16 protein-coding genes and 1 riboswitch are annotated in these 23,498 nt (G+C 71.2%); of the genes, 3 read left to right on the forward strand and 13 right to left on the reverse strand.

The window, feature by feature from the left end:
- Positions 1–159: 159 nt before the first annotated feature.
- On the reverse strand, positions 160–2,316 hold the full coding sequence (locus ACFVDM_RS28410) for a M4 family metallopeptidase (protein WP_383646271.1): 2,157 nt from the start codon (positions 2,314–2,316) through the stop codon (positions 160–162).
- Between the two features lie 178 nt (positions 2,317–2,494).
- Here ACFVDM_RS28410 and ACFVDM_RS28415 point away from each other — a divergent pair, with 178 nt between their 5' ends.
- Positions 2,495–5,218 (forward strand): LuxR C-terminal-related transcriptional regulator, encoded by a 2,724-nt coding sequence (locus tag ACFVDM_RS28415; RefSeq protein WP_383646274.1) that lies wholly within the window; start codon positions 2,495–2,497, stop codon positions 5,216–5,218.
- Between the two features lie 129 nt (positions 5,219–5,347).
- On the opposite strand, the gene ACFVDM_RS28420 is transcribed toward ACFVDM_RS28415, so the two are convergent.
- The 3 genes from ACFVDM_RS28420 to ACFVDM_RS28430 all read right to left on the reverse strand — a co-directional run bounded on the left by ACFVDM_RS28420 (position 5,348) and on the right by ACFVDM_RS28430 (position 10,140).
- The gene (locus tag ACFVDM_RS28420; protein ID WP_383646277.1) at positions 5,348–5,794 is read right to left on the reverse strand and encodes an Lrp/AsnC family transcriptional regulator; all 447 of its coding nucleotides are present in this window, start codon (positions 5,792–5,794) and stop codon (positions 5,348–5,350) included.
- 796 nt (positions 5,795–6,590) lie between these two features.
- Positions 6,591–7,946, reverse strand: a complete 1,356-nt coding sequence (locus ACFVDM_RS28425; RefSeq protein WP_383646279.1) for a class I SAM-dependent RNA methyltransferase — start codon at positions 7,944–7,946, stop codon at positions 6,591–6,593.
- A gap of 145 nt (positions 7,947–8,091) precedes the next feature.
- Entirely contained in the window at positions 8,092–10,140 is a 2,049-nt protein-coding gene (locus ACFVDM_RS28430) for an APC family permease (RefSeq protein ID WP_383646281.1), read from the reverse strand.
- A gap of 353 nt (positions 10,141–10,493) precedes the next feature.
- On the opposite strand from ACFVDM_RS28430, the gene ACFVDM_RS28435 reads away from it, so the two are divergent.
- Both ACFVDM_RS28435 and ACFVDM_RS28440 read left to right on the forward strand, forming a co-directional pair.
- Positions 10,494–11,162 carry a TrkA family potassium uptake protein gene (locus ACFVDM_RS28435; protein ID WP_026242838.1) on the forward strand — a complete coding sequence of 223 codons (669 nt, stop codon included), beginning with the start codon at positions 10,494–10,496 and terminating at the stop codon, positions 11,160–11,162.
- Positions 11,162–11,842, forward strand: coding sequence for a potassium channel family protein (locus ACFVDM_RS28440; protein ID WP_383646284.1), 681 nt, complete (start codon positions 11,162–11,164; stop codon positions 11,840–11,842). Before ACFVDM_RS28435 ends, ACFVDM_RS28440 begins: the two co-directional genes overlap by 1 nt.
- A gap of 150 nt (positions 11,843–11,992) precedes the next feature.
- Here ACFVDM_RS28440 and ACFVDM_RS28445 read toward each other — a convergent pair whose 3' ends face one another.
- The 9 genes from ACFVDM_RS28445 to kdpA form a co-directional block, all read right to left on the reverse strand.
- Complete coding sequence (locus ACFVDM_RS28445; RefSeq protein WP_383646287.1) at positions 11,993–12,748, reverse strand: DUF3159 domain-containing protein; 756 nt, start codon at positions 12,746–12,748, stop codon at positions 11,993–11,995.
- A gap of 3 nt (positions 12,749–12,751) precedes the next feature.
- On the reverse strand, positions 12,752–13,168 hold the full coding sequence (locus tag ACFVDM_RS28450; protein ID WP_383646290.1) for an OB-fold nucleic acid binding domain-containing protein: 417 nt from the start codon (positions 13,166–13,168) through the stop codon (positions 12,752–12,754).
- 150 nt (positions 13,169–13,318) lie between these two features.
- On the reverse strand, positions 13,319–14,011 hold the full coding sequence (locus ACFVDM_RS28455; RefSeq protein WP_383646294.1) for a response regulator: 693 nt from the start codon (positions 14,009–14,011) through the stop codon (positions 13,319–13,321).
- 52 nt (positions 14,012–14,063) lie between these two features.
- Positions 14,064–16,607, reverse strand: coding sequence for an ATP-binding protein (locus ACFVDM_RS28460; protein WP_383646297.1), 2,544 nt, complete (start codon positions 16,605–16,607; stop codon positions 14,064–14,066).
- A 163-nt stretch (positions 16,608–16,770) separates the two neighbouring features.
- Positions 16,771–17,922, reverse strand: a complete 1,152-nt coding sequence (locus tag ACFVDM_RS28465) for a phosphoribosylaminoimidazolecarboxamide formyltransferase (protein WP_383646300.1) — start codon at positions 17,920–17,922, stop codon at positions 16,771–16,773.
- Between the two features lie 32 nt (positions 17,923–17,954).
- Positions 17,955–18,039: riboswitch (ZMP/ZTP riboswitch) on the reverse strand.
- 138 nt (positions 18,040–18,177) lie between these two features.
- Entirely contained in the window at positions 18,178–18,912 is a 735-nt protein-coding gene (locus tag ACFVDM_RS28470) for an ABC transporter ATP-binding protein (RefSeq protein WP_383646304.1), read from the reverse strand.
- 113 nt (positions 18,913–19,025) lie between these two features.
- Positions 19,026–19,703 (reverse strand): potassium-transporting ATPase subunit C, encoded by a 678-nt coding sequence (locus tag ACFVDM_RS28475; RefSeq protein WP_383646307.1) that lies wholly within the window; start codon positions 19,701–19,703, stop codon positions 19,026–19,028.
- Positions 19,704–19,709: 6 nt separating this feature from the next.
- Positions 19,710–21,806 (reverse strand): potassium-transporting ATPase subunit KdpB, encoded by a 2,097-nt coding sequence (gene kdpB / locus ACFVDM_RS28480; RefSeq protein WP_383646311.1) that lies wholly within the window; start codon positions 21,804–21,806, stop codon positions 19,710–19,712.
- Positions 21,807–21,832: 26 nt separating this feature from the next.
- Positions 21,833–23,497, reverse strand: coding sequence for a potassium-transporting ATPase subunit KdpA (gene kdpA / locus ACFVDM_RS28485; RefSeq protein ID WP_383646314.1), 1,665 nt, complete (start codon positions 23,495–23,497; stop codon positions 21,833–21,835).
- Position 23,498 lies beyond the last annotated feature (1 nt).

A 23,498-nucleotide genomic window follows, 5' to 3' on the forward strand; every position in this document is an offset into this window, starting at 1 on the left:
CAAAGCTGTCCTGCACGGGGCGGATAGGCAGCTGGTGGTTGGTCACACTGGACAACCCGCTGAGCGGGAACCGGGCCGCCCCGTGCTTGCGGTGGCACCTGCGGCCGGAGCACCCGACAGGGGCTCCGGCCGCGGGAGTGCGCGGGGTGAGGGGGCCGGTCAGCCGATGGCGATGCCGTCGAGCAGGAAGATGGTCGCCAGGTAGGTGTCTTCGGTGCCGGCGAACTCCAGCTTCACCGACTGGCCCTTGAAGGCGGACAGGTCGACGGTCTTCTGGACGTATCCGGAGCTCACGTTGGCGTTGGAGTAGGTGGCCAGCGTGGTGCCGTTGACCTTGACCTTGAGGGTGTCGTAGGCGGCGTAGCCGGACTCCTGGGTGGAGACCTTCAGCCAGAACGTGAGCTTGGGGGCGCCGGTGGCGGGCACCGCGACGTTCGACTGGGACACGGACTCGACGGCGTCAGCGCCGTAGCCCATCATCCAGGCGTACCAGGACCCGTCGCGCGCCGGCTGCAGGGACGAGTTGGTGATGATGTTGTCGCTCTGGGTCCAGCCGCTGGTGCCCTGCTCGAAGCTGCCGTTGGTCAGCGCGTTTCCGCTGGGGGGATCGGTCGGATCGGTCGGATCGGGGGTGGGGGTGCCGTTGCCGGGGTCGGGCAGCGCGGCGCCGACGCTGACGGCCGCCCACGCCTTGGAGACGAGGTACCGCTCCTGGGAGTTGGTGCCGTACAGGTCGGCGGCGGCCTGCAGGGTGGCGGTGCGGGCGCCGGCGTAGTTGGTGGTGGAGGTCATGTAGGTGGACAGGGCGCGGTACCAGACGGCGGCGGCCTTGTCCTTGCCGATGCCGCTGAAGGTGTCGTTGTTGCAGGTGGTTCCGTTGTGCGCGCGTCCGCCGATGGTCTTCGCGCCGGTGCCTTCGCCCGCCAGGTAGAAGAAGTGGTTGGCGATGCCGGAGGAGTAGTGGACGTCCACCGAGCCCGCGCCCGAGTTCCAGCAGGAGAGCGAGTTCCCGTCGGCGGAGGGGTTGTCCATCCGGCGCAGGTAGCCGCTGGACATGTTGAGCTTCTCGCCGATGTAGTAGTCGCCCGGATCGGCGGCGTTGTTGGCGTAGAACTCGACCATGGTGCCGAAGATGTCGCTGGTGGCCTCGTTGAGGCCGCCGGACTCGCCGGAGTAGGTGAGGTTGGCGGTGGAGGCGGTGACGCCGTGGCTCATCTCGTGGCCGGCCACGTCGACCGCGGTCACCGGCGTGTTGCCGTTCTGCGAGGAGCCGTCGCCGAAGTACATGCAGAAGCAGTTGTCGTCGTAGAAGGCGTTGACCAGGCTGTTGTCGACGTGGACGTAGGCGGGGGCGCCGCGGCCGTCGTTGCGGATGCCGGAGCGGTTGAAGGAGGACTTGTAGTAGTCCCAGGTCTTCGCCAGGCCGTAGGAGGCGTCCACCGCGGCGCTCTCGCGGCTGGACGCGGTGCCGTTGCCCCAGGTGTTGGAGGCCTTGGAGAAGGCCCTGGCGTTCTGTCTCGGATTCGACTGGGGGCTGTTGTAGGAGTCGTAGACGATCGTGCCGCCGTGCGCCGCGTCGGTGAGGGTGTAGCCGCTGCCGGTCTGGGTGGTCTCGATGGAGACCTGGCCGACGGTGACGCCGTTGCCGGTGCCCGTGACGGTCTGGTGCAGTTCGTACTGCTCCAGCAGTGCGCCGCTCGCGGCGTCCACGATCACCGCCTCGCGCGAGGCCGGACCGGTCTCGCCCGCGCCGGTGACGGTCGAGCGGTAGGCGAGGACGGGGATCTTGCCCGCCGCGTACACCACCAGGGTGCTGTCCTTGCTGCCGGCCTTCGCCTTCTTCACGTGCTTGGCGTGCTTCACGGCCTTGGCCGAGGCGTCGGCCGCCGTCAGCTTCGGGGTGGTGCGGGCGACCTCGATGGCGCCCTGGTGCGCCAGGTCCGAGCCGGTGATCTCACCGTTCTTGGCCAGGTGGACGACCAGGTCGCCGCCGATCACGTCCATGCCCTTGTAGGTGCGGTCGTAGCGCACGTGCCGGGCGCCGTCGGTGTCGATCAGCACGTCCTTGGCCACCAGGCGCTCGTCGGGGCCGAGGCCGAGCGCACGGGCGGTCGCGGACGCGTTCCGGCCGGCCTCGCGTATCGCCTCGACGCGTGTGTCGGCCGTCATCGCCCGGAAGCCGGCACCGGGCTGAGCGGCGGAGGTACCGGCGGCGGCGGACTGGGGGACGGCGGTGGACTGGGTGGCCACCATGGTCACGGAGCCCAGTGCGAGGGCTGCCGCGACACCGGCAGCCAGGGCGTTCTTGCGGTACATGACAATCCTTCCGCCGGGCCTCGTCGGGGAAATGCCGCAGAACGTCACCTGGGGTGCGGGGGGTGTTCGGCGGCAGTTGGCCCGGCTGTGGCCCTGAGGCTAGAGACGAGGGGGACTGCCGACATCGGGGAAACCCCTTGACCTGGACGGGGAGCCCCGGCGGGCGCACCATGGCCCGATGCCAGACTCTGCGATGTGGACGAACGCGTCCCACGAGACCGGCCCGTTGCTGCCGGAGGTGTCTGAAAACGGACACGGTACGCGCCGGGTGGTCCTGTTCGGGCCGCCCGGAAGCGGCAAGACCACCGCGGCCGGTGTCCTGGGACGGCAGTCGGGCCTTCCGGTCCTGCGGCTGGCCCCGGGCCCCCGGGACGCCCTGGTCGCCTGTGCCGGGCTGCTCGAACTCGCGCTGGCGCTACCGGCCTCGACCGCCGCGCGGGAGCTGACGGCGGCACTCGACGAGACCGCCGGCCGGTCCGGTGCTCCGGACGATGCCGGCCGGGAACTGCGGCTGCGCCGCCTGACCGCTGCTCTGCTGCGGGAGGCACCACCGATGACGCTGGTGGTGGACAACGCCCAGTGGCTGGACCACACCAGTGCGGCGGTCCTCGGCTGGGCGCTGCGCCTGGCCCCGGACCTTCCCGTCATCGCGGCCGAGCGCGTCTGGCGCCCGGGAGCCGCGGGCCACTGGTGCGGTGAGGACACGCACGTGGTACGCATCCCGCCTCTGACGGCACCTCAGATCGCGGCCCTGCTGTCCTCGTACCGGCTCGCTCCCCGCGAGGTCACGCGCGTCCACGCCCACAGTGGCGGGAACCCTGCCCTGGCCCTGGCGCTGGCCGACGCCCCGCGGCCGCTCGCGGACCGGGAGGGTGAGAGCGAGCCGGCCCTGCCGCCGGCGGCCCGCCGGCTGGTGGGTGAGTGGCTGGGCGAAGTACCGGCCCAGGTGCGGGAACTGCTGACGTTCGCCGCGCTGGACGACCGGCCCGACCTGGAACTGCTCGGCCGCCTCGTCGGCCCGGCGGCCGAGGCCCTGCTCACCCAGGCCGAGGCAGCGGGACTGCTCGACATCGGACGGGTGGACGGGAGCGTGCGGTTCACCGCCTCCGCGATCGGCACGGAACTCACGACGCGGCTGCCCGACGACGCTCGCAGACTCCTGCACGCCCGCCTGGTCGAGGCCAGCCACGACAGCGTCCGCCGCGACCGGCACACCGTACTGGCGGCCGACGACACCGACCCGCGGTCGGCCCAGCGCGCCGCCCGCGCCGCCGTACGCGCCCGGCAGCGCGGTGACCACGCACTCGCCGCGGAACTCTCCTTCCTCGCTGCCCAGCGCACCTCGCACGACGACAGCGAACTGCTCACCGAACGGGCCCTGACCGCCGTGCGCGACGCCGCCCACTACGGCGACCTTCCCCGCGGCCGGGCCGCCGCCCGCCTCGTCCTGGGCCACGACACCACCCCCGAACAGCGCGTCGACACTCTCATCGCCCTGATCGACGCGAGCGGCCGGCACCTGCACGGTGCGGACGAACTGTTCGCCGACGCACTCCACACGGCGGCCGGACGCCCCGGCCTCACCGCGCAGATCCTCATCCGCCAGTCCATCTGGGCCAACGTCAACGAGGGGGACGCCCGCCGGGCGTGTGACCTGGCCGGCCAGGCCACCGTCCTCGCCGAGACCGCCGGCGACACCACCGCCACCGTCATGGCCCTCACGATGCGGGCCCGTCTTCAACGCGTCCTCGGCCATGCCGACGCCGAGACCACGCTCGGCCGCGCCCTGTCCTTGCCGCGGGCCGCCGCCATCCCGGCCAACGGCACACCCCAGCACCTCGCCGCCCGGCACGCCCTCTTCGACGACCGCCCCGACGAGGCCCGCACCGTGCTGCTCCCGCTGCTCGTCGAAGCCGAGCGGGCGGGTGACGCCGAGGCGACCGTGGACATCCTCCGCAGCCTCGCCGAGGCCGAACTCCGCGCCGGACGCTGCGCCAGAGCGCTCCACCACGCCGACCGTGCCCAGGCGCTGACCGACGGGACCGCGCTGTCGGCCGCACCGGCCTGCTACACCTCCGCCCTCGTCGCGGGCACCGCCCGGCGCGCCGACCTCGCCCTCGTCCACGCACGCCGCGGAGTCGACACCGCCCGGCAGGAGGACAACATGGTCTTCCTCTCCCGCAACCTCTTCGCCCTCGGCCACCTCCTCCTGGCCACCGGCCGCCCCAAGGAAGCCCTGGAGGTCCTGGAAGAGGTCCGCTCACTGGAAGAGCTCCAGCAGGTCGGCGACCCGTCGGTCCTGCGCTGGCACCCCGAACTCGCCGAGACCTTCGTCGCCCTCGGCCACCTCGACCAGGCACAGAGCCTCCTGGACGACACCCGCCGCACCGCGACCGACCTCGGCAGGGACGCGGTCCTCCCGCCGCTCGAACGCGCCCAGGCACTCCTGGACGCCGCCCGCGGCCACTACGACACCGCGGCCCGACGCCTCACCGACGCGGCCGACCGCCTTCGCCACCTCCCCCTCGAACGCGGCAGGACCCTCCTGGCGCTCAGCCACGCCGAACGGCGCGGACGCCGCCGCGCCAGCGCCCGCGCCGCCGCGCAGAGCGCCGCCGACCTCTTCACCGCCCACCAGGCACACCCGTGGGCCGAAGCCGCCGCACACACCCTCCGCCGGCTGGAAGCCGTCCCCACGGGTGGAGACGCCCACCCCCGCCTCACCTCCGCCGAGCAGCGCTGCGCCGAACTCGCCGCCGCCGGAGCGAGCAACCGCGAGATCGCCACCACGCTCACCGTCAGCGTCAAGACGGTCGAAGCGACCCTCACCCGCGTCTACCGGAAACTCGGCCTGCACTCACGCTTCCAACTGGCACACACCGTCACACCAACACGGGAGTGACCCGCCCGCCAGCCCGGCACCCACCGGGTTCAGTCATGTACCGGGCGACGACGTCGGGCCCGCACCACGGATCGAGTCCGCGGTCGGCGGACGAACGACCTCCGGCCACAGCACGACGTCGTTCCGGGATTACGGGGTACCGGCCTGTTCGGTCGCGCGGGTCCAGGTGTTCATGATGATGAAGGTCCTGGTGCCCTCCACCATGCCGGTCCGGCGTACGGCGTTGATCACCTGCTGAAGATGCTTCACATCCCGGACCCGGAGCCTGAGCAGGGCGTCGGAGGTACCGGCGATGCTGTGGCTCTCCTCGATCTCCGGGATGCTCTCGGCGATGCCCTGGATCTCGTCGCTGTCGGTCGCGCCGAGCAGGCGGATCTCGATGAACGCCTGAAGCGTGCCCACCCGGCTGTCCTCGATGACCGCCGTGTAGCCGCGGATCACGCCCTCCCTCTCCATGCGCTCGATGCGGCGGGCGCACGGCGCCGCCGAGAGTCCCACAGCACGCGCGATCTCGGACACGGGCGCTCGCCCGTCCTTGCGGAGGATGTTCAGAATGTGACGGTCGATCGCGTCCACGGCCAACTCCCCAAATCATGCGCGCCACGCATGAGTAGTGCGTCGAGAGCTCCCCTGCTCCTTGCAGGTCGAGTGAACCACGCTCGACATGTGCGTGATGATGCCCGGCCTGTCGCCTGGGGACCGTCGCCCTGTCATCGTCGTGGTGTCCGGGTGATCCCCGACAGGAGGCCCGCACCGGCCAACCCCTACGGCGCGGACTCCGACCAGGTGACAGGTGCGCGGGTATCCCCAGCACCCCGCGGTCGGCCCCACATCCTGGGGCCGACCGGGTACCGAGCCAGCCCCACCAGCAGCGATCACCGCGCGGGGACCCGCCCGTTCCGCCTCCCCGCGTCGCGGCGAGCTCGCTGTGGACCCGGGGGAGCTGACCGAGGCCGTCCGCACACGCCCACCAAATCCCACCAAAACCGAGCCCCACGCATCATCCAGGCCCTCATCATCGCCACCGAATCACAAGGCCATAAGGCAGCACTCGGAACCACGCAAGGCGCTCCCCCACCCCACCGTCGCCGCAGCGCACCACCGCACTCCACCGTCACCACCCAAGGCGAAAGCGTCGGATTCCTCGTCCTTCAAGAACAGGACCGCAGCGAACACATCCCCACCGACAAGGAACTCGCCGACACCCAGAAACACTCATGTAAAAAAGGAACCCCCGTCAAGCCGTACTCAACACACCGTCACCTGCAGAAACGTGTACCTGACAGCTCATCAGAACGCGCGTCGAATATGCGTCAAGATGTCGCCCGTGACGCTCACAGCGCACCTCATGCACACTCGGCGAAATCGCAGGTCAGGCGCCCTTCTCGGCAGGCTCAAGGATCGCCACGCACTCCACGTGATGCGTCATCGGGAACAGATCGAACGCCCGCAGCGTCCGCACCTTGTAGCCGCCCTCCGCGAAGTACGCCAGGTCCCGCGCCAGCGCCGCCGGGTCGCAGGCCACGTAGGCGATTCGGCGCGCTCCCAGGCCCACCAGGTGCCGGACGGTGGCCTTGCCCGCGCCCGCGCGGGGCGGGTCGAGGACGATGAGGTCGCATTCGGTGATGCCGGTGCGGGGCAGGACCTGGTCGACCTTGCCGTGTTCGATGCGGACGCGGTCCAGGTCCTTGAGGTTGTGGCGGGCGTCCTCGACCGCGCGCTTGCCGGATTCGATGCCGAGGACGGCGCCCTTCTCGCCGATGCGCTGGCCGATGGCGCCGGCGAAGAGGCCGACGCCGCAGTAGAGGTCGAGGGCGGTGTCGTTCTTGCGGGGCAGGAGACCCTGCATGACGGCGCGGACGAGGGTGTCGGCGGCCTGGGGGTGGACCTGCCAGAAGCCGCCGGAGCCGACGCGGTAGGTGCGGTCGTCGGCGCGTTCGCGGACGAAGGCGCGGCCGTGGACGCGGTGGACGCCGCCGTCGCGTTCGTCGACGCGGAGGACGGAGACGGGCTTGTCGAGTTCGACGAGGGGGAGGCGGCCGCCGGGGCGGGGGGTGAGGATGACCTGGCGGTCGTGGGAGCCGGTGGCGGCGATGGCCTCGACCGACGCCATGCGGGGCCAGTCCTGGTGCTCGATGCCGAGTTCGGTGACGCCGGGAGCGGCGATCATGCAGTGGTCGATGATCTCGACGTCGTGGGAGCGGTGCCTGCGCAGTCCGACGCGGCCGTCCTCGTCGATGGCGTACTGGACGCGGGTGCGCCACGCGGGCACTTCGCCGGCCGGGAGCTTGTCGCCCTCGGCGGGCATGACGGTGCCGTCCCAGCCCGCCTCCTCGGGGGTGAGGCCCGCGAGCCGCTTGAGCTGTTCGGCGATGACCTCGCCCTTGAGGCGGCGCTGCGCGCCCGGCTTGGCGTGCTGCCAGTCGCAGCCGCCGCACTTGCCGGGGCCGGAGAACGGGCAGGGCGCAGGGACGCGGTCCTTGGACGCCTCGATGATCCGTACCGCGTCGGCGCGCAGGAAACGGGAGTCCGTGGCGCCGTCGGTGACCTTCGCGACGATCTTCTCGCCGGGCAGGGTGTGGCGGACGAACAGGACCCGGCCCTCGTCCGTACGGGCGATGCAGTGGCCGCCGTGGGCGACCGGGCCGACCTCGACCTCGTACTCCCTGCCGACCAGCGACTCCGGCTGCGTCTCCCCGGTCTGCGGCGACGTCGATTCGTTCTGCATGAGGGGATGGCTCCAGAGGGGAAGGGGACGGCCGGCGGCCGGACGACAACCTACGAGTCTACGTGGGTGTCGCCGGACCGCCGACCACCGTCGAGCAGCGAGTGGGCCCCGGCCGCCGTGGGACGAGGCGACCACCGTCACCGGCTCAGCCCTTCGGGGCCGGTTCCTTCGGCTTGCGCTCCACCGGGCCCCGGCGGACGGAGCCGGGGGCGTTCCAGTCGGCGCGCCTGCGGGCCCGCTTCTTGGCGGCCTCGGAGGACTCCAGCTGGTACGGGACGGAGGTGACCATCACGCCGGGGGTGAAGAGGAGCCGGCCCTTGAGGCGCAGGGCGCTCTGGTTGTGGAGCAGGTGCTCGTACCAGTGGCCGACCACGTACTCCGGGATGTAGACGCTCACGACGTCGCGCGGGCTCTCGCGGCGCAGGCTCTTGACGTACTCGATGACCGGGCGGGTCACCTCGCGGTACGGGGAGTCGAGGATCTTGAGGGGGACGTTGATGCCGCGTCGCTCCCAGTCCTCCCTGAGGGCCTTGGTCTCGGCCGGGTCGACGCTGATGGAGAGCGCCTCCAGGTGGTCCGAGCGGATGAGCTTGGCGTAGGCGAGGGCGCGCAGGGTGGGGCGGTGGAGCTTGGAGACGAGGACGATGGAGTGCACCCGGGAGGGGCGGATCGTCTCGTCCGCGGGGGTCTCGTCGGCGGCGATCTCCTCGGCGACGCGGTCGTAGTGGCGGCGGATGGCGGTCATCGTGCCGAAGAAGATCACCATGCCGAGCAGGGCGACCCAGGCGCCGTGGGTGAACTTGGTCGCGAGGACGACGACGAGCACCAGGCCGGTGAAGAAGGCGCCGAAGGTGTTGATGGCCCGCGAGCGGATCATGTGGCGGCGCTTGGCCGGGTCCTTCTCGGTACGCAGGTGGCGGTTCCAGTGCCGGACCATGCCGGTCTGGCTCAGGGTGAAGGAGACGAAGACGCCGACGATGTAGAGCTGGATGAGCCGGGTCGAGTCGGCTCCGTAGATCCACACCAGGAGGATCGCCGCGCCGGCCAGCAGCACGATGCCGTTGGAGAAGGCGAGCCGGTCGCCACGGGTGTGCAGCTGCCGCGGCAGATAGCGGTCCTGGGCCAAGATCGAGCCGAGCAGCGGGAACCCGTTGTACGCCGTGTTCGCGGCCAGGAAGAGGACGAGCGCGGTGGCCGCGGCGAGGATCACGAAGAAGAACGTCCCGTCGCCGAAGACTGCTGCCGCGACCTGGGAGATCACCGGGTCCTGGACGAATCCGGAACCGACCGGTGTGCCGTTGCTGATCAGGTCCTTCGCCGGGTTCTCGGCCATTTTCACATCGGTGGCCATGGCCAGTCCGATGATGCCGCAGAACATGGTGACGGCCAGCAGGCCCATCATCGCGAGGGTCGTGGCGGCGTTCTTGCTCTTCGGCTTGCGGAAGGCGGGGACACCGTTGCTGATGGCCTCGACGCCGGTGAGCGCGGCACAGCCGGAGGAGAACGCGCGCAGCAGCAGGAAGACGAGGGCGAATCCCGCCAGGCCCTCGCGTTCGGGCCGGATGGTGTATTCGGAGGTCGGCGCGTGCATCGTGTCGCCGAGGACCAGTCCCCGGAAGGCGCCCCACACGATCATGATGAAGACGCCGGCCACGAACAGATACGTGGGGATGGCGAAGAGCTTGCCGGACTCCTTGACTCCGCGCAGGTTCATCAGGGTGAGCAGCACGATCGCGGCGATGGCGCACAGCGTCTTGTGCTCGACGACGAAGGGAATCGCGGAGCCGAGGTTCTCCACCCCGGAGGAGATCGACACGGCGACCGTCAGGACGTAGTCGACCAGCAGCGCGCTGGCCACGGTCAGTCCGGCCTTGGGGCCGAGGTTGGTGGTGGCGACCTCGTAGTCGCCGCCACCGCTCGGGTACGCGTGCACGTTCTGGCGGTACGAGGCGACGACGGTGAACATGAGCACCACGACGGCGACCGCGATCCACGGGCTGAAGTGGTACGCCGACACACCCGCGATGGACAGCACCAGCAGGACTTCGCCGGGTGCGTACGCCACCGAGGACAGCGGGTCGGAGGCGAAGACGGGAAGGGCGATGCGTTTGGGGAGGAGCGTCTCCCCCAGCTTGTCGCTGCGCAGGGCCCGGCCGATCAGGATCCGTTTGGGCAGGTCGGTCAGTTTGGACACGCTGAGGATCGTAAGGGTTTCGTATGGGACTCTCCGACGCACCACCCCCGTGGCCCCGCAATCTCCTGCGGTTGGGCGGAAAGGCCACGGAATCCTTAACGCAATCCTTGCGCCGCCGTCGCGCGAAAGCGCGCAAATGCCCTGCGGGCCGTGTCGGACGGCGTCGCCTTTGCCACAGGGACGGCGCGATGGCCAGACTCGAATGAGGCAACGCACCCCGCGCCGCATAAGCTCATCCTGGGCAACGGCACGAAACCGTTGCCCCATTGTTTGCCCGGCCAGCCGAGGAAAGAGTGTGAGCAGGGTGTTTTCGCAGGTCAGCCGGACGACCAGGACTGCGAGGTAGGCGCAAGGTGCACATCGTCATCATGGGCTGCGGGCGCGTGGGAGCCGCTCTCGCGCAGACCCTGGAGCAGCAGGGGCACACGGTCGCCGTGATCGACCAGGACCCCACGGCGTTCCGGCGCCTGGGCTCGGGTTTCGGCGGCCGGCGGGTCACGGGCGTGGGCTTCGACCAGGACACGCTGCGCGAGGCGGGGATCGAGGAGGCCGGCGCGTTCGCGGCGGTGAGCAGCGGCGACAACTCGAACATCATCGCCGCCCGGGTGGCGCGCGAGATGTTCGGCATCGAGAACGTCGCGGCCCGGATCTACGATCCCCGGCGCGCCGAGGTCTACCAGCGCCTCGGCATCCCCACGGTCGCCACCGTGCGGTGGACGGCGGACCAGATGCTGCGCCGGCTGCTGCCCTCGGGCGCGGAGCCGCTGTGGCGCGATCCGAGCGGTGGGGTGCAGCTCGCGGAGGTGCACACGACGCCGTCGTGGATCGGCCACAAGATCAGCACCCTCCAGGAGGAGACGGGGGTGCGCGTGGCCTTCCTCACCCGTCTGGGCGAGGCGATTCTGCCGTCCTCGCAGACGGTGCTGCAGGAGGGCGACCTCGTCCACGTGATGATGCGGACGGACGAGATCGCGAAGGTCGAGGCGGCCTTCGCCGAGGGCCCCGAGGAGGGCGGTCACTGATGCGTGTCGCGATTGCCGGGGCCGGCGCGGTGGGTCGTTCCATCGCGGGCGAGCTGCTGGAGAACGGTCACGAGGTGCTGCTCGTGGACAAGGCGCCGACCGCCATCTCGGTGGAACGGGTGCCGATGGCCGAGTGGCTGCTGGCGGACGCCTGTGAGATCACCTCGCTGGACGAGGCCGCGCTGCAACGCTGCAACGTGGTGATCGCGGCGACCGGCGACGACAAGGTGAACCTGGTCGTCTCGCTGCTCGCCAAGACGGAGTACGGCGTTCCACGGGTGGTCGCCCGGGTGAACAACCCGAAGAACGAGTGGCTGTTCAACGAGGCCTGGGGCGTCGACGTCGCGGTGTCCACGCCGCGTCTGATGTCGGCCCTGGTCGAGGAGGCGGTGAGCGTCGGCGATCTGGTCCGGCTGCTGCGCTTCAGCCACGGCGACGCGAACCTGGTCGAGCTGACCCTGCCGCCGGAGTCGGCGCTGGCGGGGACGCAGGTCGGGGAGGTCGCCTGGCCCGAGGACACCTCGCTGGTCACGATCATCCGCGGGCAGCGGGTGCTGACGCCCAGCACGGAGGAGACCCTGGAGGCCGGTGACGAGCTGCTGTTCGTGGCCGCCCAGGCGCGCGAGGAGCAGCTGGAGGACCTGCTGTCGGTCCGCCGGGGCGACGACGCCGAGGACTGACCGGCGCGGGTACGCACGTACGCGAGGGGCCCGGTACCGCCAGTGGCGGTGCCGGGCCCCTCGTACGTGTGCGTGTGACGTGTGCGTGGTGCCGTGCGCTCTGGTGTGTCAGAGCTTCCCGGCCGTGTGTCAGAGTTCCCCGGCCGTGTGTCAGAGTTCCTGGCCGCGGGCCGCCTCGGCGGCGGCCGCCTTGCGGGCCTTCTCGGCCTGTTCCTCGGCCTCCATCTCGGCGAAGACGTCGATGGGCGGCGGGGCCTTCGCCAGGAAGACCCAGGTGAGGTAGACGGCGAGCAGGAACGGCGGGATCTTCAGGGCGACCAGGACCCAGCCGAACTGGGTGGTGTCGGCCCACCAGTACAGCGGGAAGAGGATCGCGCACTTGGCGAGGAGGATCAGCCCCCACGCGTAGCTGGCCTTGGTGTACGCCGTCTTGCGGCCGGGGTTACGGGTGCGCCAGGAGAGGTTCTCCTTGAACACCGGGCCCAGGATGAGGCCGATGAGCGGGACGCCCGCGAGGGCGGTGACCAGGTAGGCGAGGGCCAGACCCAGGGTGTAGAGCATGCCCGGGAGGTAGAAGTCCTTGGCGTTGCCGGTCATCTTGGCGAAGACCACACCGAAGGCGACGCCGAAGACACCGCTGAAGGCGTGCTTGACGGTGTCCTTGCGGATCAGCCGGACGGCCACGAGCACCAGCGACACGGCGACGGCCGCGATGGCCGAGTTCGTGAGGTTCTTGTCGATGGTGAAGATCGTGACGAAGAGGAGTCCGGGCAGGACCGTCTCCACCATGCCGCGCACGCCGCCGAAGGCCTCGAAGAGCGCGGCCTCGGTGACGGCCTTCGCATCGGCCTCCTGCTGGTCGGTGGTGCGGTCCGTGTCGGACGTCGGCTTGTCGAGAGACGTCACCGGCTACTCCTTGCCGAGCGGTCGGAGTTCGTATTTGGGGTTGAACAGCACCCGGCGCCCGTGGCTCATGGCGATGCGGCCGGAGGCGATGAGCTTGCGGCCCGGCTCTATGCCCACGATGGAGCGGCGGCCGAGCCAGACCACGTCGAGCGGCGCGGTGCCGTCGAAGAGCTCCGCCTCCAGGGCGGGGACTCCGGCGCGCGGTCGCAGGGTGACCGTCCGCAAGGTACCAGTGACCTTCACGATCTGGCGGTCGGTGCACTCGGAGATGCGGGTGCATCCCGACGCCTGCGCGTCCTCCTCCAGCTCCTCGCACTCCAGGTCCTCCTGGGAGCTGGAGAGGCGGTCGAGCATCCGCCGGAAGCGCCCGGACGGCCGTGGGGCCTTCGGGGACTTCTCGAATCGAGGAACAGCACTCATACCCGAAGGGTACCGGTCCCCCGGGGTCCCGGCGGGTGGCCACCGTCTCACTCGAACGGGTTATCTGCGTGGCCCCGCTCACGCCCCTTCCGGGGGCCTGCAGGGCTCACGCCTTGACGCTCACGGCCTGTCCTGGGAGTGCGGCAGGACTCACGCCTTCTCGAAGCGGTAGCCCATGCCCGGTTCGGTGACGAAGTGGCGGGGGTGCGAGGGGTCGGCCTCCAGCTTGCGCCTCAGCTGGGCCATGTAGACCCGCAGGTAGTTGGTCTCGGTGCCGTACGAGGGCCCCCAGACCTCCTGGAGCAGCTGCTTCTGGCTGACCAGGCGGCCGCTGTTGCGGACCAGGACCTCCAGCAGGTGCCATTCGGTCGGGGTGAGCCGTACGTCGCGGCCCGCGCGGTGGACCTTCTTGGCGGCGAGGTCGACGGTGAAGTCCTCGGTCTCCACGAGCACCACCTCGTCGCCGCCGTCCTGGCCGACGGGCTCGGCGCGCCGCACCGAGGCGCGCAGCCGGGCCAGCAGCTCGTCCATGCCGAACGGCTTGGTGACGTAGTCGTCGGCGCCCGCGTCCAGGGCCTCGACCTTCTCGTCGGAGGTGTGCCGGGCCGAGAGGACCAGGATCGGCACCCGGGTCCAGCCGCGCAGTCCCCGGATCACCTCGACGCCGTCCATGTCGGGCAGGCCCAGGTCCAGCACGACGACGTCGGGGTGGCGGGCGGCGGCCAGCTGGAGCGCGGTGGCCCCGTCCGGCGCCGCGTCCACCTCGTACTTGCGCGCCTTGAGGTTGATCACGAGGGCGCGCACGATCTGCGGCTCGTCGTCGACCACGAGCACCCGGGTCATCGGGGTCCTGCCTTTCTGCCGTGTGTACGCGGGGCGCGGGGCGTTCCGCGTTTCATGAGGTGACCCGCGCGGGCAGGTCGGGGCCGACCGGGGCGTGCCCGGGGGCCGCCTTGAGGGTCAGGACCATGGTGAGGCCGCCTCCGGGCGTGTCCTCCGCGTCGAGTGTGCCGCCCATGGACTCGGTGAAGCCGCGCGCGACGGCGAGGCCGAGGCCCACGCCGGCTCCGCGCGGGGCGTCCCCGTAGCGCTGGAAGGGTTCGAAGATGCGTTCCTTGGCCTCGTCGGGGACGCCGCGGCCGCGGTCGGCGACGCGGAGTTCGACCCGGTCGGCGAGGGCGCTGGCGGCCACGGTGACGCGGTCGCCCTCGGGGCTGTACTTGACGGCGTTCTCGACGACGTTCGCCACGGCCCGCTCCAGCAGTCCGGGGTCGACGGCCACCATGGGCAGCGTTTCGGGGATGTCCAGGTCGACGCTGTCCTCGGGGACACCGCCCAGGGCCATGGGCACCACCTCGTCGAGGTCGATCTCGCGGATCAGCGGGGTGACGGTGCCGGTCTGCAGGCGGGACATGTCGAGGAGGTTGCCGACGAGGTGGTCGAGACGGTCGGCGCCTGCCTCGATGCCTTCGAGGAGTTCCGCCTCGTCGTCGTCGGACCAGGCGACGTCGTCGGAGCGCAGGGAGCTGACGGCGGCCTTGATGGCGGCGAGCGGGGTGCGCAGATCGTGGCTGACGGCGGCCAGCAGGGCGGTCCTGATCCGGTTGCCCTCGGCGAGCCGGCGGGCCTCCTCCGCCTCGCCGACGAGGCGCTGGCGGTCCAGGACCACGGCGGCCTGGGCGGCGAAGGCGCCCAGCACCCGGCGGTCCTCGGCGGGCAGCACCCGGCCGGAGAGCGCGAGGGCCATGTGGTCGCCGACGGGCATGTCCGCGTCGGCGTCCTCGGGCCGGGTGACGGGCGCCGGGCCGACGCTCCCCGCGCAGGTCCACGGTTCGACGTCGCTGGTGCGCTCCAGCAGCGCGACCGACTCCATGCCGAAGGTCTCGCGGACCCGGTCCAGCAGCGCGGCCAGGGTGGTCTCGCCACGCAGCACGCTGCCGGCCAGGAAGGACAGGATCTCGGACTCTGCGCGCAGCCGGGCGGCCTGATGGGTACGGCGGGCCGCCAGGTCCACCACGGAGGCCACCGCGACCGCCACCGCGAAGAAGATCACGATGGCGACGAAGTTCTCGGGGTCCTGCACGGTCAGGGTGTGGGTGGGCGGGGTGAACCAGTAGTTCAGCAGCAGCGAGCCCACGGCGGCCGAGGCGAGGGCGGGCCGCAGCCCGCCGAGGAGGGCGGCGGCGACGGTCATGAAGAGGAAGAGCAGGACGTCGTTGGCGAGCCCCGGGCCGTTCTCCAGGCCCTTGAGGAGCAGCGCGAGCAGGGCCGGCCCCCCGACGCCCACGAACCAGCCCCAGATGATGCGGGCCCGGCCGAGCCGGGCGCCGCGGGCCATGGGCAGGCCCCGGCCCTTGGCGACCTCGTCGTGCGTGACGATGTGGACGTCCAGGTCGGTGCCGGACTCGCGGGCGACGGTGGCGCCGACGCCGGGTCCGTAGATGTACTGCCAGGTCTTGCGGCGGCTGGAGCCGAGGACGATCTGGGTGGCGTTGACGCCCCGGGCGAATTCGAGGAGCGCGGAGGGTATGTCGTCGCCGATGACGTGGTGGAAGGTGCCACCCAGGTCCTCGACGAGGGTGCGCTGGACGGTCAGCTCCTTGGGCGAGGCGGAGGTCAGTCCGTCGCTGCGGGCGACGTAGACGGCGAGGATCTCGCTGCCCGAGCCCTTGGCGGCCATCCGGGCGGCACGGCGGATGAGGGTGCGGCCCTCGGGGCCTCCGGTGAGCCCGACGACTATGCGCTCGCGGGCCTGCCAGGTGGTGCGGATGTTGTGCTCGCCCCGGTACTGCTGGAGGTATTCGTCGACCCGGTCGGCGACCCAGAGGAGGGCCAGCTCGCGCAGGGCGGTGAGGTTGCCGGGGCGGAAGTAGTTGGAGAGCGAGGCGTCGATCCGGTCGGGCTTGTAGATGTTGCCGTGGGCCATCCGGCGGCGCAGGGCCTGGGGCGACATGTCGACCAGTTCGAGCTGGTCGGCGCGGCGGACCACCTCGTCGGGGACGGTCTCGCGCTGGCGTACGCCGGTTATGGACTCGACGACGTCGCCGAGGGACTCCAGGTGCTGGATGTTGACGGTGGAGACCACGTCGATGCCGGCCTGGAGGAGTTCCTCGACGTCCTGCCAGCGCTTGGCGTTGCGGGAGCCGGGGACGTTGGTGTGGGCGAGTTCGTCGACGAGGGCGACGGCGGGGGCGCGTTCCAGTACGGCGTCGACGTCCATCTCCGTGAAGACGGCGGAGCGGTACTCGATCTCGCGGCGCCGGACCTCCTCCAGGCCGTGCAGCATCACTTCGGTGCGCGGCCGGTCGTGGTGCTCGACGAAGCCGATGACGCAGTCGGTGCCCCGCTCGACCCGGCGGTGCGCCTCGGAGAGCATCGCGTACGTCTTGCCGACGCCCGGTGCCGCACCGAGGTAGATCCGAAGTTTGCCGCGCCCCATGGCCCCATTGTCTTCCCGGTCCCGGTCACCACCAGCGGGACCGGTGGCCGCCGCGCGGCGGCCACTGTCGAAAATACCCCGTGGATATCCGGCATATCGGGCGCGGGGTGGGGCGGTGACCCGTCTTGACACAACTCTGATGCCACCGCCGCCACCGCCGTCGTCAGTGGTGGAAGAGGCGCAGACCGGTGCGGGCGAGGGCGATCCCGTGGGTGCGGCAGGCCTCGGCGACCTCGTCGGAGCGGATCGATCCGCCGGGTTCCGCGATGCAGGTCACACCGTGGCGCCGGGCGTGGTCGACGTTGTCGCGGAAGGGCAGCGAGCCGTCCGACACGAAGGCGACCCCGGTGAGCCGGGCGAGCCAGGCGGCGCGCTCCTGCGGGCCGAGTTCCGGCGGCTCGCCGCCGAGCGCCTCGCGGCAGCGGTCCCGCTCGTCGGCGGTGAGGTCGCCCTCGACGAGCCGGATCTGCCAGTTGATCCGGTCCTGCCGGCGGATTCCCTCGCGGAAGACGAGATCCCGGACGAGGGGGTGCCGGCGCAGCCACCAGGTGTCCGTCTTGGCCCCGGCCAGCCGGGTGCAGTCCACCCGGGACTGCTGTCCCGCGCCGATGCCCAGGGCCATGCCGTCCTTGAGGTAGCAGACCGCGTTGGACTGGGTACGGCGCAGCACCACGAGTCCGAGGAGCAGGTCCCGGCGGGACGCGTCGGGCATCTCCCCGGTGACGACGTCGGCGAGGAGGCCGGCGGAGACGGGGACGGGGTCGCGTTCCTGGGAGAGCCGCAGGCCGTAGACCTCGCGGGACTCGGCGGCGGGCGGGATGAAGTCCGCATCGGCCTCCAGCACCAGGAAGGACCCCTTCCGCTTCCGGCCGAGGGCGGCGGCCACGCCCGGCGCGTAACCGGGGGCGACGATGCCGTCGCAGACCACGCGGGCCAGCAGCTCGGCCAGTTCGGCGTCGACCTCGTGCGAGACGGCCGCGAAGTCCCCGTACGAGGACTTGGGGTCGCCGTCCCGGGCCCGCAGATAGGCGCTGGTGAGCGGACCGACGGTGGCCGGGTCGACGCCGTGCTGCCGGGCGACGGCCTCGTCGACAGGACCGGCCAGCGCGGCCCCGGCGGGCGAGACGTGCTTGAAGGAGGCCGCGGCCGGGGCGCCGAGCACCTCTGCGGCCTCGCGTACGAGCTGCCAGGCGTTGAGCGCGTCCAGCCAGTTGATGTAGGACGGGGTGCCGTACAGCACCCGGAGCGGGGCCCGGCCCGGGTGCACGGGGGCCGCCTCGGCGGCGGTCTGCTGGGGGTTCATTCCGTAACGCATGCGCACTGTCGCACTCCTGGTCGGACGGGCCGACGGAGCGCCCAGGCGGTCGGCGGCTCCTCCGTGGAGGGGTCGCTTCCCGGTGGTGATCCACCCTCGCCAGTCGCGACGGTGATGATCCTAAGGCGCGTCCGGGGTCTCCCGCCGGAGAGCGCCGGAAGCGGCGGCGGGAAGCCCCCGGGCCACCGACCAAAATGGACGGCCCGGAGGGCTCGGCGCCGGTCTCCCGGTTCAGTGCTCGATGATGTGCCCGTCTCAGTGCTCGATGATGTGCCCGTCGCTCAGCTCCAGCACCCGGTCGGCGAGGCCGAGCAGCTGGGCGTCGTGGGTGGCGACGAGGGCGGTGACGCCCTCGCTGCGCACCACGGCGCGCAGCAGCTCCATGACGGCCAGGCCGGTCTCCTGGTCGAGCTGGCCGGTCGGCTCGTCGGCGATCAGGAGGGCGGGCCGGTTGGCGAGCGCGCGGGCGATGGCGACGCGCTGCTGCTGACCGCCGGAGAGTTCGCCGGGGCGCTGGGCCGCGTGGTCGGCGAGGCCGACCAGGGAGAGCATGAGCGAGACGCGCTCCTCGCGCTCGCGCGGGTCGGCCTTGCGCAGCCGCAGCGGTACGCCGACGTTCTCGGCGGCGGTCAGGATCGGGATCAGGCCGAAGGACTGGAAGATGAAGCCGATCCGGTCGCGGCGCAGCTCCAGCAGCCCGTTCTCGCCGAGCGTGGAGAGGTCGGTGCCGTCGACGGTGATCCGGCCGCCGTCGGGGGTGTCCAGGCCGCCGACCAGGTTGAGCAGCGTCGTCTTGCCGGAGCCCGAGCGCCCCTTGAGGGCGACCAGCTCGCCGCGCGGGATGTCGAAGGAGACGCCGCGCAGCGCGTGCACGGCGCCCGCGCCGGAGCCGTAAGACCGGTGCAGGTCCTCGATCCGGACCATGGGGCCTTCGGCGACGGCGGTGCCGCCTCCCGCTCCGTTGTCCGGCGCGGCGCTTGTCTCGGTCATGTCGCTCCCCGTGGGTCCTCGGTCCGTCGGCCGCCAGTATGGGCACGCGGTGCGGGGACGGGCAATGCCCGGGGCGGGTCCGCGCGGGACCCGCCCCGGGACGTCCGGGCCGGTCAGGACGTCCGCGCGTCGTCCACGAGCTGCCGCAGCGCGATGTTGAGCCGCAGCACGTTGACGCGGGGCTCCCCGACGAAGCCGAGGATCCGGCCGTCGGTGTGCTGCTCGACGAGCTGTTGCACGCGCGCCGGGTCGAGGTGGTTGCGGAGGGCGACGCGCTGGACCTGGAGGCGGGCGTAGGCCGGGGAGATGTCGGGGTCGAGGCCGGAACCGGAGGAGGTGACGGCGTCGGCCGGGACGTCGGAGGGGTCGACCGGGTGGCCGGGGACGGAGTTGTCCTCGACGACGGCGGCCTTGGCGGCGGTGACCCAGTCGATCAGCTCCTTGTTGTCGCCGGAGCGGTTGGTGGCGCCGGAGAGGATCAGGGAGTACTGGGTGTTGACGCTGTTGGTGCCCAGCCCGTTGGAGGGCCGGGGCTGGAACCAGCGCAGATCGGGGGCCGCGGTGTCCTCGCCCTTCTTCAGGGGCAGGTCGTAGCGCTGCCCGATGAGTTCCGAGCCGACGGTCCGGCCGTCGGCGGTGATCTCGGAGCCGTTCGCCCGGCCCGGCATGAGGCCCTGGGCGACGCCCGTGACGACGAGCGGGTAGAGGACGCCGCAGACCAGGGTGAGGACGAGCAGGGCGCGCAGTGCGGCCCAGAGCTGCCGTGCGGAGTTGCCGAGTGAGGTGTTCATGGCGGTTCAGCCGATCCCGGGGACGAGGGAGAGGAGCAGGTCGATGATCTTGATGCCGATGAACGGGGCGATCAGGCCGCCGAGTCCGTAGACGCCGAGATTGCGGCGGAGCATCGCGTCGGCGCCGCTGGGCCGGTAGCGGACGCCCTTGAGGGCGAGCGGCACCAGTGCCACGATGATCAGCGCGTTGAAGATCACCGCAGAGAGGATCGCGGAGCGCGGCGAGGCCAGATCCATGATGTTGAGGGTCTCCAGGCCCGGGTAGACCGCGGCGAACATCGCGGGGATGATCGCGAAGTACTTCGCCACGTCGTTGGCGATGGAGAACGTGGTCAGCGCGCCCCGGGTGATCAGGAGCTGCTTGCCGATCTCCACGATCTCGATGAGCTTGGTGGGGTCGGAGTCCAGGTCCACCATGTTCCCGGCCTCCTTGGCGGCCGAGGTTCCGGTGTTCATGGCCACGCCGACATCGGCCTGGGCGAGCGCCGGGGCGTCGTTGGTGCCGTCCCCGGTCATCGCGACGAGTCCGCCGCCGGACTGCTCCCGTTTGATGAGGGCCATCTTGTCCTCGGGCGTGGCCTCGGCGAGGAAGTCGTCGACTCCGGCCTCCTCGGCGATGGCCTTCGCCGTCAGCGGGTTGTCGCCGGTGATCATGACCGTACGAATGCCCATGCGGCGCAGTTCGGCGAAGCGTTCCCGCATGCCGTCCTTGACGACGTCCTTGAGGTGGACGACGCCCAGGACCCGGGCCCCGCGCCCGTCCTCGGCGGCGACCAGCAGCGGGGTGCCGCCGGCGCGGGCGATGCGGTCGGCGAGTTCCTCGGCGTCCGGGGAGACCGCGCCGCCCCGCTCCCGCACCCAGGCCACGACCGATCCGGCCGCTCCCTTGCGGACGCGGCGTCCGTCGAGGTCCACGCCCGACATCCGGGTCTGGGCGGTGAATTCCACCCACTGGGCGCCGGACAGTTCGTCCCGGGTCCGCTCGCGCAGCCCGTACCGCTCCTTGGCGAGCACCACCACGGACCGGCCCTCGGGCGTCTCGTCGGCGAGCGACGAGAGCTGGGCGGCGTCCGCGAGTTCGTCCTCCGTGACCCCGCCCACCGGCAGGAACTCGGCGGCCTGCCGGTTCCCCAGGGTGATGGTGCCGGTCTTGTCGAGCAGCAGCGTCGACACGTCGCCGGCGGCCTCGACGGCGCGCCCGGACATGGCGAGCACATTGCGCTGCACCAGACGGTCCATGCCGGCGATGCCGATCGCCGAGAGCAGCGCCCCGATGGTGGTCGGGATCAGGCAGACCAGCAGCGCGGCCAGCACGATCATGGACTGCTCGCTGCCGGCGTAGACCGCGAAGGGCTGGAGGGTGACGACGGCCAGCAGGAAGACGACGGTGAGGGAGGCCAGCAGGATGTTCAGGGCGATCTCGTTGGGCGTCTTCTGCCGGGCGGCGCCCTCGACCAGGGCGATCATGCGGTCGATGAACGTCTCGCCGGGTTTGGTGGTGATCCGGACGACGATCCGGTCGGAGAGCACCTTCGTCCCGCCGGTGACGGCGCTGCGGTCGCCGCCCGACTCGCGGATGACCGGGGCCGACTCGCCGGTGATGGCGGACTCGTCGACGCTGGCCACGCCTTCGACGACGTCGCCGTCGCCGGGGATGACGTCACCGGTCTCGCAGACGACCAGGTCGCCGACGCGCAGATCGGTCCCGGCGACCGCCTCCTCACCGCCGGCGGTGACGCGGCGGGCGACCGTGTCGGTCCTGGCCCGGCGCAGGGTGTCCGCCTGGGCCTTGCCGCGGCCCTCGGCGACCGCCTCGGCCAGATTGGCGAAGACCGTGGTCAGCCAGAGCCAGGCGGTGATCGCCCAGCCGAACCAGTCGGTCGGGTCCAGTACGGCGAGCACGGTGGTGAGCACCGAGCCGACCAGCACCACGAACATCACCGGTGACGTCACCATCACCCGGGGGTCCAGCTTGCGTATCGCGTCGGGCAGGGCCGCTACCAGCATCCGGGGGTCGAACGCCCCGGCGCCGACGCGCCCTTCGGGACCGGGCCCGGCCGCCGTGTCGCGGTGCGGTGCGCGGACCGGAGTGGTTGCGGACATGGTGTGTTCCTGCTTCGTACGGAGGGTCATGACGCCAGCCCCTCGGCCAGCGGCCCCAGGGCGAGGGCGGGGAAGTAGGTCAGTCCGGCGACGATCACGACGGTGGCGCCGAGCACCCCGCTGAACAGCGGGCGGTGGGTGCCGAGCGTGCCGACCGTCGCCGGTACGGGCCGCTGCTCGGCCAGCGAACCGGCCAGGGCCAGGACGAACACCATGGGCAGGAAGCGGCCCAGGAGCATCGCGAGGCCGATCGTGGTGTTGAACCACTGGGTGTCGGCGTTGAGACCGGCGAAGGCGGAGCCGTTGTTGTTGGCGCCGGAGGTGTAGGCGTACAGGATCTCGGAGAAGCCGTGCGCCCCGGTGTTGGTCATGGAGTGCGGCGGGGTGGGCAGGGCCATCGCTGCGGCGGCGAAGCCGAGCACCAGGGCCGGGGTGATCAGGATGTAGCAGGCGGCGAGCTTGATCTGCCGGGTGCCGATCTTCTTGCCCAGGTACTCGGGGGTGCGGCCGACCATCAGTCCGGCGATGAACACCGCGATGACCGCCATGATCAGCATCCCGTAGAGACCGGAGCCGGTGCCTCCGGGGGCGATCTCGCCGAGTTGCATCCCGAGCATGGTGATGCCGCCGCCGAGGCCGGTGAACGAGGAGTGGAAGGAGTTCACCGCACCCGTCGAGGTCAGCGTCGTGGCCACGGCGAAAAGGGACGACCCCCCGACGCCGAACCGGTTCTCCTTGCCCTCCATGGCCCCGCCGGCGATCTCGAAGGCGGGCCCGTGGTGGGAGAACTCGGTCCACATCATCAGCGCGGTGAAGCCGAGCCAGATGACGCCCATCGTGGCGAGGATCGCGTAGCCCTGCTTGAGGGAGCCGACCATGCGGCCGAAGGTCCGGGTCAGGGCGAAGGGGATGACGAGGATCAGGAAGATCTCGAAGAGGTTGGAGAGTCCGTTGGGGTTCTCGAAGGGGTGGGCCGAGTTGGCGTTGAAGTAGCCGCCGCCGTTGGTGCCCAGCTCCTTGATGACCTCCTGGGAGGCGACCGCGCCGCCGTTCCACTGCTGCGAGCCGCCCGTGAACTGCCCTACCTCGTGGATCCCGGAGAAGTTCTGGATCGCCCCGCAGGCGACCAGCACGAGCGCGCCGAGCACGGCGATCGGCAGCAGCACGCGGACCGTGCCGCGCACCAGATCGGCCCAGAAGTTGCCCAGTTCGCCGCCGCGCGCGGCGGCGAAGCCCCTCACGAGCGCCACGGCCACGGCGATGCCGACGGCGGCCGAGACGAAGTTCTGCACCGCGAGTCCGCCGGTCTGCACGACGTGGCCCATGGCCTGCTCGCCGTAGTACGACTGCCAGTTGGTGTTCGCGACGAAGGACGCGGCCGTGTTGAACGCCTGGTCCGGATCGATCGAGGAGAAGCCGAGCGACCCGGGCAGCGCGCCCTGGAGCCGCTGCATCAGGTACAGGAACAGGACGCTCACGGCGGAGAAGGCGAGAACGCCGCGGAGGTAGGCGGGCCAGCGCATCCGGGTGTCCGGATCGGCGCCTATGGCCCGGTAGATCCAGCGCTCCACCCGCAGATGGCGGGTGGAGGTGTAGACGCGGGCCATGTGGTCACCCAGCGGGCGGTACGCCAGGGCCAGGGCCACGAGCAGCGCGAGCAGTTGGAGCACGGCTGCGAGGACGGGGCTCATA

The sequence above is a fragment of the Streptomyces sp. NPDC057682 genome, from assembly GCF_042799575.1.
Classification (GTDB): domain Bacteria; phylum Actinomycetota; class Actinomycetes; order Streptomycetales; family Streptomycetaceae; genus Streptomyces.

Excerpts from the sequence above, each read along its gene's own strand:
- ACFVDM_RS28410 (WP_383646271.1), bottom strand. The coding sequence starts at position 2,316 with ATGTACCGCAAGAACGCCCTGGCTGCCGGTGTCGCGGCAGCCCTCGCA.
- ACFVDM_RS28415 (WP_383646274.1), top strand. The coding sequence starts at position 2,495 with ATGCCAGACTCTGCGATGTGGACGAACGCGTCCCACGAGACCGGCCCG.
- ACFVDM_RS28425 (WP_383646279.1), bottom strand. The coding sequence starts at position 7,946 with ATGCAGAACGAATCGACGTCGCCGCAGACCGGGGAGACGCAGCCGGAG.
- ACFVDM_RS28440 (WP_383646284.1), top strand. The coding sequence starts at position 11,162 with ATGCGTGTCGCGATTGCCGGGGCCGGCGCGGTGGGTCGTTCCATCGCG.
- ACFVDM_RS28450 (WP_383646290.1), bottom strand. The coding sequence starts at position 13,168 with ATGAGTGCTGTTCCTCGATTCGAGAAGTCCCCGAAGGCCCCACGGCCG.
- ACFVDM_RS28455 (WP_383646294.1), bottom strand. The coding sequence starts at position 14,011 with ATGACCCGGGTGCTCGTGGTCGACGACGAGCCGCAGATCGTGCGCGCC.
- ACFVDM_RS28460 (WP_383646297.1), bottom strand. The coding sequence starts at position 16,607 with ATGGGGCGCGGCAAACTTCGGATCTACCTCGGTGCGGCACCGGGCGTC.
- ACFVDM_RS28465 (WP_383646300.1), bottom strand. The coding sequence starts at position 17,922 with ATGCGTTACGGAATGAACCCCCAGCAGACCGCCGCCGAGGCGGCCCCC.
- ACFVDM_RS28470 (WP_383646304.1), bottom strand. The coding sequence starts at position 18,912 with ATGACCGAGACAAGCGCCGCGCCGGACAACGGAGCGGGAGGCGGCACC.
- ACFVDM_RS28475 (WP_383646307.1), bottom strand. The coding sequence starts at position 19,703 with ATGAACACCTCACTCGGCAACTCCGCACGGCAGCTCTGGGCCGCACTG.
- kdpB (WP_383646311.1), bottom strand. The coding sequence starts at position 21,806 with ATGTCCGCAACCACTCCGGTCCGCGCACCGCACCGCGACACGGCGGCC.
- kdpA (WP_383646314.1), bottom strand. The coding sequence starts at position 23,497 with ATGAGCCCCGTCCTCGCAGCCGTGCTCCAACTGCTCGCGCTGCTCGTG.